Annotated in this window: 12 protein-coding genes and 3 rRNA genes; 2 read left to right on the top strand and 13 right to left on the bottom strand. The window is 62.4% G+C overall.

The window, feature by feature from the left end; genetic code table 11:
* Positions 1-10: 10 nt before the first annotated feature.
* From HD599_RS00075 to HD599_RS00060, 4 genes are all read right to left on the bottom strand, one after another.
* Entirely contained in the window at positions 11-163 is a 153-nt protein-coding gene (locus HD599_RS00075) for a hypothetical protein (protein WP_184232483.1), read from the bottom strand.
* Entirely contained in the window at positions 164-1,348 is a 1,185-nt protein-coding gene (locus tag HD599_RS00070; protein ID WP_184240121.1) for an alcohol dehydrogenase catalytic domain-containing protein, read from the bottom strand.
* A complete protein-coding gene (locus tag HD599_RS00065) occupies positions 1,348-1,737 on the bottom strand; it encodes a TraR/DksA family transcriptional regulator (protein ID WP_184232481.1) in 390 nt (129 codons plus the stop codon). The genes HD599_RS00070 and HD599_RS00065 overlap by 1 nt, the downstream gene beginning before the upstream one ends.
* An 87-nt stretch (positions 1,738-1,824) precedes the next feature.
* Positions 1,825-2,715, bottom strand: a complete 891-nt coding sequence (locus HD599_RS00060; RefSeq protein WP_184232479.1) for an aminodeoxychorismate lyase — start codon at positions 2,713-2,715, stop codon at positions 1,825-1,827.
* Between the two features lie 37 nt (positions 2,716-2,752).
* Here HD599_RS00060 and HD599_RS00055 point away from each other — a divergent pair, with 37 nt between their 5' ends.
* Positions 2,753-2,968, top strand: coding sequence for a hypothetical protein (locus tag HD599_RS00055; RefSeq protein WP_184232478.1), 216 nt, complete (start codon positions 2,753-2,755; stop codon positions 2,966-2,968).
* Between the two features lie 13 nt (positions 2,969-2,981).
* Here the strand turns inward: HD599_RS00055 and HD599_RS00050 are convergent, their stop codons facing one another.
* The 6 genes from HD599_RS00050 to HD599_RS00025 all read right to left on the bottom strand — a co-directional run bounded on the left by HD599_RS00050 (position 2,982) and on the right by HD599_RS00025 (position 9,067).
* Positions 2,982-4,478 carry an MFS transporter gene (locus HD599_RS00050; RefSeq protein WP_343061808.1) on the bottom strand — a complete coding sequence of 499 codons (1,497 nt, stop codon included), beginning with the start codon at positions 4,476-4,478 and terminating at the stop codon, positions 2,982-2,984.
* A gap of 96 nt (positions 4,479-4,574) precedes the next feature.
* Positions 4,575-4,793: a hypothetical protein gene (locus HD599_RS00045; RefSeq protein WP_184232476.1), complete on the bottom strand. Its 219-nt coding sequence runs from the start codon at positions 4,791-4,793 to the stop codon at positions 4,575-4,577.
* Positions 4,794-4,866: 73 nt separating this feature from the next.
* Positions 4,867-5,283 carry an SseB family protein gene (locus tag HD599_RS00040; protein WP_184232474.1) on the bottom strand — a complete coding sequence of 139 codons (417 nt, stop codon included), beginning with the start codon at positions 5,281-5,283 and terminating at the stop codon, positions 4,867-4,869.
* A 4-nt stretch (positions 5,284-5,287) separates the two neighbouring features.
* Entirely contained in the window at positions 5,288-5,899 is a 612-nt protein-coding gene (locus HD599_RS00035; RefSeq protein ID WP_184232472.1) for a hypothetical protein, read from the bottom strand.
* A 69-nt stretch (positions 5,900-5,968) separates the two neighbouring features.
* Positions 5,969-6,472 carry an amino-acid N-acetyltransferase gene (locus tag HD599_RS00030; protein ID WP_184232470.1) on the bottom strand — a complete coding sequence of 168 codons (504 nt, stop codon included), beginning with the start codon at positions 6,470-6,472 and terminating at the stop codon, positions 5,969-5,971.
* Between the two features lie 99 nt (positions 6,473-6,571).
* A complete protein-coding gene (locus HD599_RS00025; RefSeq protein ID WP_184232468.1) occupies positions 6,572-9,067 on the bottom strand; it encodes an ATP-dependent Clp protease ATP-binding subunit in 2,496 nt (831 codons plus the stop codon).
* Between the two features lie 145 nt (positions 9,068-9,212).
* Between HD599_RS00025 and HD599_RS00020 the strand changes: the two genes are divergently transcribed.
* Positions 9,213-10,010 carry a glycoside hydrolase family 16 protein gene (locus HD599_RS00020; protein WP_343061807.1) on the top strand — a complete coding sequence of 266 codons (798 nt, stop codon included), beginning with the start codon at positions 9,213-9,215 and terminating at the stop codon, positions 10,008-10,010.
* A 65-nt stretch (positions 10,011-10,075) separates the two neighbouring features.
* On the opposite strand, the gene rrf is transcribed toward HD599_RS00020, so the two are convergent.
* The 3 genes from rrf to HD599_RS00005 form a co-directional block, all read right to left on the bottom strand.
* Positions 10,076-10,192 (bottom strand): 5S ribosomal RNA (gene rrf, locus HD599_RS00015).
* Positions 10,193-10,370: 178 nt separating this feature from the next.
* Positions 10,371-13,489, bottom strand: a 23S ribosomal RNA gene (locus HD599_RS00010).
* 427 nt (positions 13,490-13,916) lie between these two features.
* Positions 13,917-15,437: ribosomal RNA gene (locus HD599_RS00005) — 16S ribosomal RNA — on the bottom strand.
* Together the 16S, 23S and 5S rRNA genes form the textbook arrangement of a ribosomal RNA operon.
* Positions 15,438-15,973 lie beyond the last annotated feature (536 nt).

The raw sequence follows: 15,973 nt of genomic DNA, 5'->3' as shown, positions 1-15,973 counted from the left end.
GTGGTGATGGTCAGGAGAGAGGCGGGATGACGGGCGAGACGTCTTCGTCGAGACGCTCGTCGCCCTCGTCCGCTGTCTGTTCTTCGGTGGCCGCGCTCAGATCGGCGTCCTCCGGAACCGAGCCATCGGTGTACGGGTCCGGTGTAGATGCGGTGTCGCTCATTTACGCTCCCGTCGGGGTCATGACGACCTTGATGCAGCCGTCGTGCTTCTTCTGAAAAATCTCGTACATTTCGGGCGCCTCGTCCAGTGGCACTCGGTGCGTTACGAGGTCGGTGAGGCCGAGAGGGTCCGCGGAGTCCTCGACCAGCGGCATCAGGTCGCCGATCCAGTTCTTCACGTTGCACTGCCCCATGCGCAGCGCGACCTGCTTGTCGAACATCGACTTGACCGGCAGAACGTCGGCCTCGCCCGAGTACACGCCGCTCAGCGAGACCGTTCCACCGCGACGCACGAGGTCGAGCGCGGCGTGCATCGCTGCGAGCCGGTCGATGCCCGCGGCATCCATCGCCTTTCTGGCTATCGCGTCGGGCAGCAAGCCGACGGCGGCCTGCGCGAAGCCGGCGACGGGGTTGCCGTGGGCCTCCATGCCGACGGCGTCGACCACCGAGTCGGGGCCTCGGCCCATGGTGCGCTCGCGGATCGCCGCAATCGTCTGGTCGGTGAGGTCGTACGTCTCGACGCCGTGGCGCTCGGCCATCGCGCGGCGCTCGGGCACGGGGTCGACGGCCATCACGTCGTAGCCGAGGTGCGTGGCCACGCGGGTGACCAGCTGCCCGACCGGGCCGAGGCCCATCACGGCGAGGGTGCCGCCCTCGGGCACGTTGGCGTACTGCACACCCTGCCAGGCAGTGGGCAGGATGTCGCTGAGGAACAGATACCGCTCGTCGGGGAGCTCCGAGCCGACCGGGATCGTGTTGTAGTCCGCGAGCGGCACGCGCAGGTACTCCGCCTGTCCGCCGGGGATCTGGCCGTACAGCTTGGTGTAGCCGAACAGCGCGGCGCCCGTTCCCTGATCGTGGTTCTGCGTGGTCTCGCACTGGCTCTGCAGGCCGCGGACGCACATAAAGCACGCACCGCAGGCGATGTTGAACGGCACGACCACGCGGTCGCCCTGCTTGAGAGAGGTGACGGCGCTGCCGACCTCGACGACGACGCCCATCGACTCGTGGCCGAGGATATCGCCCTGGTCGAGGAACGGGCCGAGAAGCTCGTAGAGATGGAGGTCGGAACCGCAGATCGCGGTCGAGGTGACGCGCACGATGGCGTCGGTCGGCTCGAGGATCACGGGATCGGGAACCGTGTCGACGCTGACCTTGCGCTTACCCTGCCAGGTGACGGCCCGCATCAGCGCGCCACGCTCGCGCACGCGACGCACTGCGTCGAGTACGGGCGCGCTTCGAGGCGCGCCACCGGTATCGGCCGGAGGCAGGTTACGCAGGAACCGAAGGTGCCCGCTTCGAGGCGCTCGAGCGCCTTGTCGATCTGGGAGAGGTGGACCCGCGTCTGCTCGAGGATCGCGGAGGCCTGCGACTGCTCGAACGCGAGCGTCGGGCCCTCGGGGTCGTGCTCGTCGTCGACCGAGGACCCGGCGCGGGAACCGTGGAAGGACGCGACGTCGGCGTCGAGTCGGATGATCAGTTCGGCGGTCTCGGTGCGGTCGTCGTCGAGGCGCTTGCGGAAGTGCGATCGTTGGCGGGAGGTGAGAGTTGCTGTATCGGGGGCGGTGCTCGTCATCAACCCAGTCCACACTGTCGGCATCCCGGGTCATAGCCCCTATCGCCTACCCCCGACGGGTGATAGGCCCGCCGGGCGGCCCGACTGTCAGTCGCGCAGCGCCAGCAGATAGTCGTTGAGCGCGGCGGTGAATTCGGAGTCGACCGCGAGCGGCAGACCGTCGAGTTCTCGCACCGGAGCGGCGAGGCGCACGCTCGACACCAGCCACGCGGCATCCGCTGCCCGTAGTTCGTCGGGGGTGACCAGCTCGAAGCCGGTCTCGAGACCGAGAGTCTCGGCAAATCGGAAGATGTTCGCCTGGGTCGTGCCGTCGAGGATGCCGAGGCCCGTTCCGGGAGTGAGCAGGGTGTTGCCGCGGCGGAAGACGACCGACGACGTGGGGCCTTCGAGCACATAACCGTCGCTCGAGACGAAGATCACGTCGTCGGCATCACGGCGGTGGGCCTCGCGCAGCACCGCGCGGTTGACGGCGTAGCTCAGCGTCTTGGCGCCGGCGAGAAGCCACGGCGACGTCTGCTCGACGTCGTGACGGTAGCCGCGGTCGAGCGTGACGACGCGCACGCCCTCGGTGCGCGCTGCCGAGAAGTCGGCGGTGTGGGCGGCGTAGACCCAGCCGGTGGGGCGGCCGTCGCCCTCGACACCGCGGGTCAGCACGGTCTTGACCCACGACTCTGCGCCGGGCTCGAGCTCGACGATCGCGGCGAGGATCGCCTCGCGCCAGACGTCGAGGTCGGGGGCGGGCAGCTCGAGCTTGGCCGCGGAGCTGGCGAACCGGCGCAGGTGGTGCTCGAGCGCCTGTGCCCGGCCGCTGCCGACGCTGATCGATTCGAAGATGCCGTCGCCCCGGGTCGCCCCGAGGTCCATCACACTGAGGTGCGGTTGCGACGGGTCGGCGAACGTAAAGGCCGGCGCGTCCGGATCGTGCGGCGCGGCATCGGCTGACGGTTGGTTGAGAATCGCGAGTACGTGGAGTGGCATTTGTTCCATTCTGCATCGTCCGGTGCGACGATGAGGCATGACCGACTTCCAGAACGAACCGCTGCAAGACAGCAACAACGCCTCCGACGCTCAGAAGATCGACGGGATCGTCGGCCAGGTCCGCGCCGACATCGCCCTCGGGAACGCCGGCGACGCCCGCGCACTGCTCACCGAACGCCTGAAAGACGCCGGCATCGAGGCCTCCTCCATCGACTTCGAGGGTGCCCTCGCGACGATCATCGACCAGCGGTAACCGCTCGACGCGGTTACTGCACCGGGATGCTCGCCGTGTTGCCGAATCGCGCGTTACCCCGCGGGATGAAGAAGGCGATGAGCATTCCGACCAGCGCGACGACGGCACCGATTCCGAAACTCAGTTGGAACGCGCCGGTCGTCGGGATCGACTCCCCGTCCGCCACGACGGCCTGGGTCGACAGGATGACGCCGACCACGGTGGCGGCGACCGTAGAACCAAGTGTGCGCATGACCGAGTTGAGGCCGTTCGACGCGGCGTTCTCGCTCGGCGGCACGGCGCTCATGATGAGCGTCGGCATCGCGGCGTATGCGGTGCCGACGCCGAGACCGACGAACAGCGAGATCAGCACGACGTGCCAGATCTCGGTGGTGAGGAAGATCGCGGCGCCGTAGGTGACGGCGAGGATGGCGGTGCCGAGGATCAGGCTGGTGCGAGGGCCCTTCGCGCCGGAGAGCCGCGCGGCCAGCGGCGAGGTGAAGAACATCACCAGGCCGAGCGGCATGAGGCAGAGGCTCGCGAGCAGCAGCGGCAGCCCGAACGCGACGCCGGTGGTCGTCGCCCCCTGCAACAGGATGGGCAACGACGCCGAGGTGATGAAGAACGCGAAGCCCACCGAGATCGATGCGAGGTTCGTGAGCAGCACCGGACGTCGGGCGGCGACGCGGAGGTCGATGAGCGCGTGGTCGGAGCGCAGCTCATAGAAGCCCCATCCGACCAGCACCACGACTCCGCCGATGAGCAGTCCGAGGATGCCAGGGCTCGCCCAGCCCCACTCGGTGCCCTTCGAGACGCCGAGCAGGATGCCGATGAGTCCGACACCGAGTCCGAGAGCGCCGACGAAGTCGAACCTTCCCGCGGTGCGCAGCGTGCTGACCGGCACCACCCAGGCCACCGCGGCGATGGCGACGAGGCTGAGCAGGGTCGCGAGCCAGAACAGGTAGTGCCAGGAGAAGTTCTCCGCGATGACCGCGGCGACCGGTAGCCCGATCGCGCCGCCGATGCCGAGGGTGGCGCTGACGAGCGCCACCGCGCCGCCGAGGTTCTTGGGATGGATGACGTCGCGGAGGATGCTGATTCCGAGCGCGATCACGCCGAGGCCGATGCCCTGCAGCGAGCGGCCGACGATCATCGGGATCACCGAGTCGGAGAGCGCGGCGACGACGGAGCCGACGGCCATAAAGGTCAGCAGCACGAGGACGATGCAGCGCTTGCCGTACATGTCGCCGAGCCGGCCGGAGATCGGCGTCGAGATTGCCGCGGCGAGCAGCGTCGACGTGAGCACCCACGAGGTGTCGGAGGGCACGCTGTCGAGCAGCTGCGGCAGCTCGGGGATGATCGGGGTCACGAGCGTCTGCATAAATGCGGCGATCAGACCGGTGCCGGCGAGCGTCGCGATGATGGTGCGGTCGCTGTGGACGCGGGTCAGACGGCGGCGGTCGCGTGCCGACAGTCCACCGTCGTCATCCGCGGGTCCATGGGTCGAGCCGGATGAGGGGGACTTGGTCACGCTATGCCTTTCGAGGCCCACCGCCGCCGGGGAAGATCACGGGGGACGGAGAACCTGTCCACCCTATCGGCGCACGATGGATTTCGCCGGGCCTCGTCAGACGCCCGGGTTGTACGCTCCGAACGCCTCGTCGTCGTGGGTCTCCACGTCGGGATCTTCGCCGAACTCTTCGTCGGCCCCCGGCGACTCGATCGTCACGAGCGTTTCGTCGTCCGTGTACTCGACACCCAGAGTGTGGGGGTGACCCTCGGCCGATTCCGCCTTATCGACCGCGGGAACCTCGTCGAAGCTCGGGTCGAAATGTGAGTTCTTCATCGGGTTCTCCTCGCGCAGCACTGCCTGAGCCAAAGCTAGCGAGAGTTACGTTCGACGGGCAAGCGAAACGCGCCTAGTTGACATCCTCGGCCGGCGCCTCGAGCTGCAGCGCGTCGAGCACGTCCTGCGGCGCGGCCTGCATCGCGTGCGGACCGGCGACGTCGAACCACACGGCTTCGAGCACGCCGATGTTCACTTCGAGGAACTCGCGCAGCGTGGCACGGTCGTAAGCGAGCACCCGGTGGTCGGTCTCGTTGGGGAGCATCTTCACGTAGGTCGCGGCCGACGAGAAGAGCAGAAGCATGTACTTATCGGCGTCGTCGCGCCGGAACACGCGGATCTGGGCCGGGCCCTCGACCGGGAGGAGCGGGACGATGACTTTGTCGTTGCGCAGAGCGAACGCGACGGCCGCGGCATCCTGAGCCTTCAAAGCCTCTTCGAGGGGCTGGGAGCGGAAGTCGGGCGCGCGGGGAGTTGTCTTTTTAGCCACGCCTCTAGTTAAGCAGGAACTGCTTGGTGTCTGTCGAGGCGACCCCGTTGACGGTGACGCCGAGGTGGTAGCTCGCGCCGCCGGCGGTGACCGGGGTGCGCTGCGCGTCACACGCGGCCGGGTCGGAACGGGTGCGGTCCCAGGCGAACGGTGTCGTCGTGACGGCGACTCCCGGCTCGAGCTGGGTGGCCGCGGGGACCGGGTCGGTCTGGCAGTCCTTCGACGACCAGATGCGCTCTTCGCCGCTGGTGATGACGTATTCCTGCACGTCGGAGCCGGCGCTGAAGGTGCACGCCGTCGCGCCGATGTTGGTGATGGAGAGCGACAGCAGCGGCTGCTGTTCGGCCGAGTAGTCACCGGCATCGGTGATCGCGGTGACCTCGACTACAGACGGGTTGCACTCGCCGTCGGGCACGACGGCCTCGTCGGTTGCGGCCGGCGACGACGTGGATGCCGGGGCGTCGGTCTCGTCCGCGGTGGGGGTAGCACCGCCGCGGGGGAACGCGATCAGGATGATGACGACAATGACCGCGACGAGTCCGAGGCCGACGACGAGGCGGCGGCGCCAGTACGTGCTGCTCGACTGCGGGCCAACGGGGTTTCGGAACGTCGACATGGTCTCAGGGTAAGCCTTGTCCCCGGCAACTCGCGGGTGATCGACCGGCGTGTGGCCGCGGATTTAGGGTCAGGCGAGGATCTTGAGCATGCGCGTGTTGCCGAGGGTATTCGGCTTGACGCGGGAGAGGTCGAGGAACTCGGCGACACCCTCGTCGGAGGAGCGGGCGAGCTCGGCAAAGACCTGCGGGTCGACCACTCCCTCACCCGTCGGCAGGAAACCGTTGCGCTCGAAGAAGGGCACCTCGAAGGTGAGGCAGAACAGACGGTGCACGCCGAGCGCGAGGGCGTCGCGTTCGAGCTGTTCGAGCAGCGCGCGACCGACGCCGCGGCCCAACCAGGCCTCGTCGACCGCGAGGGTGCGCACCTCCGCCAGGTCTTCCCACATCACGTGAAGCGCGCCGCACCCGACGGGCGTGCCGTGCTCGTCGACCGCGATGCGGAACTCCTGCACCGCCTCGTAGAACACGACGAGGTCTTTACCGAGCAGAATGCGCTGCTGCACCAGGGGTTCGACGAGCGCCTGGATAAATGGAACATCGGATGTTCGGGCCGGGCGCACGGAGAAACTCACGTGTTCGAGTCTACGAGTTCGTTAAACAGGATTGAGCCTGCCGAAGCCCCCAGACGCACAACGTCAGGGATTTCGACAGGCTCGATCCGCGTACTGCTACTACTCGGGAGCGGGCGCTCCGGCTTCGACAGCGACCGGCTCGGCCTCGGCGAGGCCGGCCTGGCGACCGGTGGTGAAGACGAACGCGTTGTCCGCGAAGTCGACGTGCACGTGGTCGCCCGAGTTGAGCTCGCCGTGCAGGATCTTCTCGCTCAGCTTGTCTTCGATCTCGTGCTGGACGGCACGGCGCAGCGGCCGGGCTCCCAGCGACGGGTCGAAGCCGACCTTGATGAGGCGCTCCTTTGCGGGAACGGTGAGCTCGATCGTGAGGTCGCGGTCGAGCATGCGCTCGCTCAGACGCTTCATGAACAGGTCGACGATCTGCAGCAGCTCCTCGGGGCTGAGCTGCGGGAACACGATCGTCTCGTCGACGCGGTTCAGGAACTCGGGCTTGAAGTGCTTCTTCAGTTCCTCGACGACCTTGCCGCGCATACGGTCGTAACCGGTGGCGGTGTCGGTGCTCGACGTGAAGCCGATCGGGGTTCCGGTGATGTCCTTCGTACCGAGGTTCGTGGTCATGATGATCACGGTGTTCTTGAAGTCGACGACACGACCCTGGCCATCGGTCAGACGTCCCTCTTCCAGAATCTGGAGGAGCGAGTTGAAGATGTCGGGGTGGGCCTTCTCGATCTCGTCGAACAAGACCACGGAGAACGGCTTGCGGCGCACCTTCTCGGTGAGCTGGCCGCCCTCTTCGAAGCCGACGAATCCGGGAGGAGCACCGAACAGTCGCGAGACCGTGTGCTTCTCGCCGTACTCCGACATGTCGAGGGAGATCAGCGCGTTCTCGTCGTCGAACAAGAACTCGGCGAGTGCCTTGGCGAGTTCCGTCTTACCGACACCGGTCGGGCCGGCGAAGATGAACGAACCGCTCGGGCGCTTCGGGTCCTTGAGTCCGGCGCGGGTGCGGCGGATGGTCTTGGCGAGAACCGAGATGGCCTCTTCCTGGCCGACGACGCGCATGTGCAGCGCCTTCTCCATAAAGATGAGCCGGCTCGACTCTTCCTCGGTCAGCTTGAAGACCGGGATGCCGGTGGCCTGTGCGAGTACCTCGGCGATGAGTCCCTCATCGACCGTTCCGCTGGCTCCGACGTCGCCGCTCTTCCACTGCTTCTCGAGACGCAGACGCTCGCCGAGGAGCTTCTTCTCCTCGTCGCGCAGCGATGCGGCCTTCTCGAAGTCCTGATCCTCGATCGCGCCTTCCTTCTGGCCACGCACGACGGAGATCTTGTCGTCGAACTCGCGCAGCTCGGGCGGAGCCGACAGGATCGAGAGACGCAGGCGTGCGCCGGCCTCGTCGAGCAGGTCGATCGCCTTGTCCGGCAGGAAGCGGTCGCTCACGTAGCGGTCGGCGAGGTTCGCCGCGGCGACGATGGCGCCGTCGGTGATCGAGACCTTGTGGAACGCCTCGTACTTGTCGCGCAGTCCCTTGAGGATGTTGATCGTGTGGGGAAGCGAGGGCTCGTGCACCTGGACGGGCTGGAAACGGCGCTCGAGAGCGGCATCCTTCTCGAAGTGCTTGCGGTACTCGTCGAGGGTGGTCGCACCGATCGTCTGCAGCTCGCCGCGGGCGAGGAGGGGCTTGAGAATGGATGCCGCATCGATGGCACCCTCTGCCGCACCGGCACCGACCAACGTGTGGATCTCGTCGATGAAGACGATGATGTCACCGCGCGTGCGGATCTCCTTCGTCACCTTCTTCAGGCGCTCTTCGAAGTCACCGCGGTAGCGGCTGCCGGCGATGAGCGAGCCGAGGTCGAGCGAGTACAGCTGCTTGTCCTTCAGCGTCTCGGGCACATCGCCCTTGACGATCGCCTGGGCGAGGCCCTCGACGACAGCGGTCTTTCCGACGCCAGGCTCTCCGATGAGAACCGGGTTGTTCTTGGAACGACGGGACAGGATCTGCATGACCCGTTCCATCTCCTTCTCGCGCCCGATGACCGGGTCGAGCTTGCCGTCGCGCGCAGCCTGAGTGAGGTTGCGTCCGAACTGGTCGAGTACCTGCGAACCCTTGTCGGGTGCGGCGTCGTTAGCGCCCACTGCGACAGCCTCCTTGCCCTGGTAGCCAGAGAGAAGCTGGATCACCTGCTGGCGAACGCGGTTGAGGTCGGCACCCAGCTTCACGAGCACCTGAGCTGCGACGCCCTCACCCTCGCGGATGAGGCCGAGCAGGATGTGCTCCGTACCGATGTAGTTGTGTCCGAGCTGCAGCGCCTCGCGGAGGCTCAGCTCGAGGACCTTCTTCGCGCGGGGCGTGAAGGGAATGTGGCCGGTCGGCTGCTGCTGACCCTGGCCGATGATGTCTTGGACCTGCTCGCGCACTGCGTCGAGCGAGATGTTGAGTGACTCCAGAGCCTTGGCTGCGACGCCCTCACCCTCGTGGATGAGTCCGAGGAGGATGTGCTCGGTGCCGATGTAGTTGTGGTTGAGCATCTTGGCCTCTTCTTGGGCCAGGACGACAACGCGACGTGCTCGGTCGGTAAATCTTTCAAACATGTTTACTCCCTAAGCACCATGCAGGTTTTGGTGCCGATATAGAGAGACTAGCTACGGATGTCGCGGATCTGGGGCGTGTTCGCCGTGGGCGTTACGCACCTCGCGTCACTACCGCGGGAGCCCGTCGCGCGGGCACAATGCTGACGTGGTCACAGACACGGTCCCGCCGGCGCCCGACCGCGCGCCGGACGTCGAGGACCACTTCTCGGCGCCCGCCCTTCGCCGCGACCTGTGGGTCGACCACTATCTGCCGCACTGGACCACCCCGGAACGTTCGCGGGCTCGCTACAGCTTGGACGGTGAAGCGGGCCTCCGCCTCCTGATCGAGAGGGACCAGCTGGACTGGCGCCCGGAGGACGCACCGCTGCGGGTGTCGAACCTGCAGACCGGCGTGTTCTCGGGCCCGCTCGGCTCCGAGCGGGGAACCCATCGGCACCGCCCCGACGGGCTCGGAGTGCGTACCCCCACGCTCGAGAGGCTGCTATGGGCGCCGGCGTCAGGGCGCTTCGAGGTGACGGTCAGTGCGAGCGTCGACGAGGGGTGCATGCTGGCTGTCTGGCTCGTCGGCGTCGAGAACTCGTCGCCCGAGCAATCGGGTGAGATCTGCGTCTTCGAGATCGATGCGACCGCGATCGGACCGAGTTCGACAGCGGTCCGCTCCGGGATCAAGGCCCACGGCGACCCCGCCCTCGTCACCGAGATGGTGGAGGCAGTGCTGCCGATTGACGCGTCCCGACCGCACACCTGGACGGTGGTCTGGGGTCCGGCCGGCACGGTGATCGCATGCGAGGGAGTCGTGGTCATGAGCTCGTCTGCCGCGCCCGACTATCCGATGCTGCTGATGGTCGACCTGTTCGAGGTCGGACCGCCTTCGAATGACGCCGCCGCGTACCCGAAAGAGGCCAGAATCCACTCGTTCCGGGGCTGGAACGGGCCAGTCTGAGTCGCCTGATCGGCGCTTTAAAGCAGAATAGCCAGCCCCGAAGGGCTGGCTATTCTTCAAATTGTGTCCGGCGGTGTCCTACTCTCCCACAAGGTCCCCCTTGCAGTACCATCGGCGCAGAGAGTCTTAGCTTCCGGGTTCGGAATGTGACCGGGCGTTTCCCTCTCGCTATGGCCGCCGAAACTCTTTTGATCTGTATCAAAAAGGTTTCGCGAAACATGCGCACTGTGTGTCCGTCCTGCAGCCTGGTGGCTGTGGGGGTGGAACACAGTGGTTGTGTTCGCGGTTCCCGACCGTAGATCAGGAACCACATAGTGGACGCAAGCATACTCATCATCTGCATTGCTGCAGACAGAAGGTGTTATCAATTTATCGGCTTATTAGTACGGGTCAGCTTCACGAGTCTTTAGTCCTCGCTTCCACATCCCGCCTATCAACGCAGTAGTCTAGCTGCGAGCCTCTCGACCTAAGTCATGGAAATCTCATCTTGAAGCCGGCTTCCCGCTTAGATGCTTTCAGCGGTTATCCGTTCCGAACGTAGCTAATCAGCGGTGCTCCTGGCGGAACAACTGACACACCAGAGGTTCGTCCATCCCGGTCCTCTCGTACTAGGGATAGCTCTTCTCAAATTTCCTGCGCGCGCAGAGGATAGGGACCGAACTGTCTCACGACGTTCTAAACCCAGCTCGCGTACCGCTTTAATGGGCGAACAGCCCAACCCTTGGGACCTACTCCAGCCCCAGGATGCGACGAGCCGACATCGAGGTGCCAAACCATGCCGTCGATATGGACTCTTGGGCAAGATCAGCCTGTTATCCCCGAGGTACCTTTTATCCGTTGAGCGACAGCGCTTCCACAAGCCACTGCCGGATCACTAGTCCCGACTTTCGTCCCTGCTCGAGTTGTCACTCTCACAGTCAAGCTCCCTTGTGCACTTACACTCGACACCTGATTACCAACCAGGTTGAGGGAACCTTTGGGCGCCTCCGTTACTTTTTGGGAGGCAACCGCCCCAGTTAAACTACCCACCATGCACTGTCCCTGAACCGGATCACGGTTCGAAGTTAGATATCCAGAGTGACCAGAGTGGTATTTCAACAATGACTCCACCCGAACTAGCGTCCGAGCTTCACAGTCTCCCACCTATCCTACACAAGCCACACCGAACACCAATACAAAGCTATAGTAAAGGTCACGGGGTCTTTCCGTCCTTCTGCGCGTAACGAGCATCTTTACTCGTAGTGCAATTTCGCCGAGTCCACGGTTGAGACAGCTGGGAAGTCGTTACGCCATTCGTGCAGGTCGGAACTTACCCGACAAGGAATTTCGCTACCTTAGGATGGTTATAGTTACCACCGCCGTTTACTGGGGCTTAAATTCTCAGCTTCGCCTTGCGGCTAACCGTTCCTCTTAACCTTCCAGCACCGGGCAGGCGTCAGTCCGTATACATCGTCTTGCGACTTAGCACGGACCTGTGTTTTTAGTAAACAGTCGCTTCCCACTGGTCTCTGCGGCCTTCAAACGCTCCAGGAGTAAATCCCTTCACGCATCAGGCCCCCCTTCTCCCGAAGTTACGGGGGCATTTTGCCGAGTTCCTTAACCATGGTTCTCTCGATCTCCTTGGTATTCTCTACCTGACCACCTGAGTCGGTTTGGGGTACGGGTGACTGGAACCTCGCGTCGATGCTTTTCTCGGCAGCATAGGATCACTGATTTCGTCCGTGAGGACTACCCATCGGGTCTCAGGCTATATGAACGGCGGATTTGCCTACCGTTCGCCCTACATCCTTAGACCGGGACAACCATCGCCCGGCTCAGCTACCTTCCTGCGTCACACCTGTTAATACGCTAACCGCACCAGCATAGGGTCGTGTGCTAGGCCCCACGCTTCACCCCGAAGGGATCCGTCTAGGGGATTCAGACACTTAGCATTACTGGATTGATTTGGGCGGTTCTTCGTCAGTACGGGAATATCAACCCGTTGTCCATCGACTACGCCTGTCGGCCTCGCCTTAGGTCCCGACTTACCCAGGGCGGATTAGCCTGGCCCTGGAACCCTTGGTCTTTCGGAGGACGGGTTTCTCACCCGTCTTTCGCTACTCATGCCTGCATTCTCACTCGTGTGGCCTCCACGGCTGGTTTACACCGCCGCTTCGCTGGCCACACGACGCTCTCCTACCACTCCGTACGCCTGGACCCTTGCGGGCCGGGCTACTATACGAAATCTACAACTTCGGTGGTGTGCTTGAGCCCCGTTACATTGTCGGCGCGGAACCACTTGACCAGTGAGCTATTACGCACTCTTTCAAGGGTGGCTGCTTCTAAGCCAACCTCCTGGTTGTCTATGCAGCTCCACATCCTTTCCCACTTAGCACACGCTTGGGGACCTTAGTTGGTAGTCTGGGTTGTTTCCCTCTCGACGATGAAGCTTATCCCCCACCGTCTCACTGCTGCGCTCTCACTTACCGGCATTCGGAGTTTGGCTGACGTCAGTAAGCTTTTGGGCCCCATCGGCCATCCAGTAGCTCTACCTCCGGCAAGAAACACGCAACGCTGCACCTAAATGCATTTCGGAGAGAACCAGCTATCACGAAGTTTGATTGGCCTTTCACCCCTAACCACAGGTCATCCCCTCCATTTTCAACTGAAGTGGGTTCGGTCCTCCACGACGTCTTACCGTCGCTTCAACCTGCCCATGGATAGATCACTTCGCTTCGGGTCTAGAACCAGCGACTAAAACGCCCTATTAAGACTCGCTTTCGCTACGGCTGCCCCACTCGGGTTAACCTCGCCACTGATCACTAACTCGCAGGCTCATTCTTCAAAAGGCACGCTCTCACCCCTACTAAGGAGGCTCGAACGGTTTGTAAGCAGACGGTTTCAGGTACTATTTCACTCCCCTCCCGGGGTACTTTTCACCTTTCCCTCACGGTACTTGTCCGCTATCGGTCATCTGGGAGTATTTAGGCTTACCAGGTGGTCCTGGCTGATTCACACGGGATTTCTCGGGCCCCGTGCTACTTGGGATACTCTTCGGACCATTGCGACATTTCGACTACCGGGCTGGCACCGTCTATGGCTGGCCTTTCAAGACCATTCGTCTATATCGCGTTGTAATCCTTGCTGTACGGCAGTAACAGCTGAAAAGTCCCGCTACCCCGACCATGCAACGCCTGCCGGCTATCACACATGATCGGTTTGGCCTCTTCCGGTTTCGCTCGCCACTACTAACGGAATCACGGTTGTTTTCTCTTCCTGGGGGTACTGAGATGTTTCACTTCCCCCCGTTCCCTCTACCCGCCCTATATATTCAGGCGGGAGTCACCAGGTCGCACAAGTACGCCTGGCGGGGTTTCCCCATTCGGAAATCCTCGGATCACAGCTCTATTATCAGCTCCCCGAGGCTTATCGCAGATTTATACGTCCTTCTTCGGCTCCAGATGCCAAGGCATCCACCGTCTGCTCTTAAAAAATTGATATCACATGAGTAACCTGACACCCAGGAAAGGGTGCCAGATAATTTGTGACACAGACGATCCGTCACAGACCGAAGTCCGATCCATCTCGTCTGCATCTTTAAGATGCTCGCGTCCACTGTGTAGTTCTCAAAATACGGGCGGTACTCCTCCACCAGAAAGCCGAAGCATTCTAGGCGGCCGGAGTCCAGAGGTCCGATCGGCAGACGACGTCTGCCGGCCCGGTCCCTCAGGACCCAACAGCGTGCACAAGACCGATCCGAAGAAAACGACTGTTCCGAACCCTTGCGGGTTGTACTGGGTCAGGACTCCTCGTCCTGGTCAATGTCAATGTTCCACCCATGAGCGCCACCGGAGAACGTGTGTCTCCGAAATGGCTTACGAAGCGGATAAGCGCTGTATACAGACGCTGTCTTCGAGTGCTCCTTAGAAAGGAGGTGATCCAGCCGCACCTTCCGGTACGGCTACCTTGTTACGACTTAGTCCTAATCACCGATCCCACCTTCGACAGCTCCTTCCTTGCGGTTAGGCCACTGGCTTCGGGTGTTACCGACTTTCATGACTTGACGGGCGGTGTGTACAAGGCCCGGGAACGTATTCACCGCAGCGTTGCTGATCTGCGATTACTAGCGACTCCGACTTCATGAGGTCGAGTTGCAGACCTCAATCCGAACTGAGACCGACTTTTTGGGATTCGCTCCACCTTACGGTATTGCAGCCCTTTGTATCGGCCATTGTAGCATGCGTGAAGCCCAAGACATAAGGGGCATGATGATTTGACGTCATCCCCACCTTCCTCCGAGTTGACCCCGGCAGTCTCCTATGAGTTCCCACCATGACGTGCTGGCAACATAGAACGAGGGTTGCGCTCGTTGCGGGACTTAACCCAACATCTCACGACACGAGCTGACGACAACCATGCACCACCTGTTTACGAGTGTCCAAAGAGTTGACCATTTCTGGCCCGTTCTCGTATATGTCAAGCCTTGGTAAGGTTCTTCGCGTTGCATCGAATTAATCCGCATGCTCCGCCGCTTGTGCGGGCCCCCGTCAATTCCTTTGAGTTTTAGCCTTGCGGCCGTACTCCCCAGGCGGGGAACTTAATGCGTTAGCTGCGACACAGAAACCGTGGAATGGCCCCTACATCTAGTTCCCAACGTTTACGGCATGGACTACCAGGGTATCTAATCCTGTTCGCTCCCCATGCTTTCGCTCCTCAGCGTCAGTTACGGCCCAGAGATCTGCCTTCGCCATCGGTGTTCCTCCTGATATCTGCGCATTCCACCGCTACACCAGGAATTCCAATCTCCCCTACCGCACTCTAGTCTGCCCGTACCCACTGCAGGCCCGAGGTTGAGCCTCGGGTTTTCACAGCAGACGCGACAAACCGCCTACGAGCTCTTTACGCCCAATAATTCCGGACAACGCTTGCACCCTACGTATTACCGCGGCTGCTGGCACGTAGTTAGCCGGTGCTTTTTCTGCAGGTACCGTCACTTTCGCTTCTTCCCTACTAAAAGAGGTTTACAACCCGAAGGCCGTCGTCCCTCACGCGGCGTTGCTGCATCAGGCTTTCGCCCATTGTGCAATATTCCCCACTGCTGCCTCCCGTAGGAGTCTGGGCCGTGTCTCAGTCCCAGTGTGGCCGGTCACCCTCTCAGGCCGGCTACCCGTCGTCGCCTTGGTGGGCCGTTACCTCACCAACTAGCTGATAGGCCGCGAGTCCATCCTTGACCGAAATTCTTTCCAGCTCCTAGCCATGCGGCTGAAGCTCGTATCCGGTATTAGACACCGTTTCCAGTGCTTATCCCAGAGTCAAGGGCAGGTTACTCACGTGTTACTCACCCGTTCGCCACTAATCAGAGGAGCAAGCTCCCCGTCATCGTTCGACTTGCATGTGTTAAGCACGCCGCCAGCGTTCGTCCTGAGCCAGGATCAAACTCTCCATAAATGTTTGACTGCACGCCAGCAAGCTGACGGCACATCTAGCGCCGCACGCACCCGGAATAGGATGTCGATGCGACAAGTTTGAAACTGACAGAACAAATCATTACTGACTTGCTTTGTTTGTTTAATTCAATTTCCAAAGGAATCCGTGACATCCATCGCCGCTAGAAACGGCTCCGAATGCCCGGGTTTTTGGCATTTGACATTGTGCACGCTGTTGAGTTCTCAAGGATCGGACGCTCCTGATTCAACCTCACGGTCTCGCTCAGGGCAACCTGTATAACTTACCACGTCCCGGCCCGGTGTCAAATCGACCCGCCGGACACTTCCATGTCCGAACAACATCTCAATAGACCCCACGCCAGAGGCGGAAATCTCATCCAAACACCATACCAAACCGGTCACATGAACACAGTCGGAAAATAGTGGGGATTCAGTCCCCTGCTTGAGGCCGGGAAGCTCTGCGGCTTTCCGCACCTTTGGGGTGACGAGTGATTACTCTACGTGTGCCCCCGCAGCCCCGCAAAGCAACCCGCATCC

The sequence above is a fragment of the Conyzicola lurida genome, assembly GCF_014204935.1.
GTDB lineage: Bacteria > Actinomycetota > Actinomycetes > Actinomycetales > Microbacteriaceae > Conyzicola > Conyzicola lurida.
This window is presented reverse-complemented; position numbering and strand designations above follow the sequence as displayed.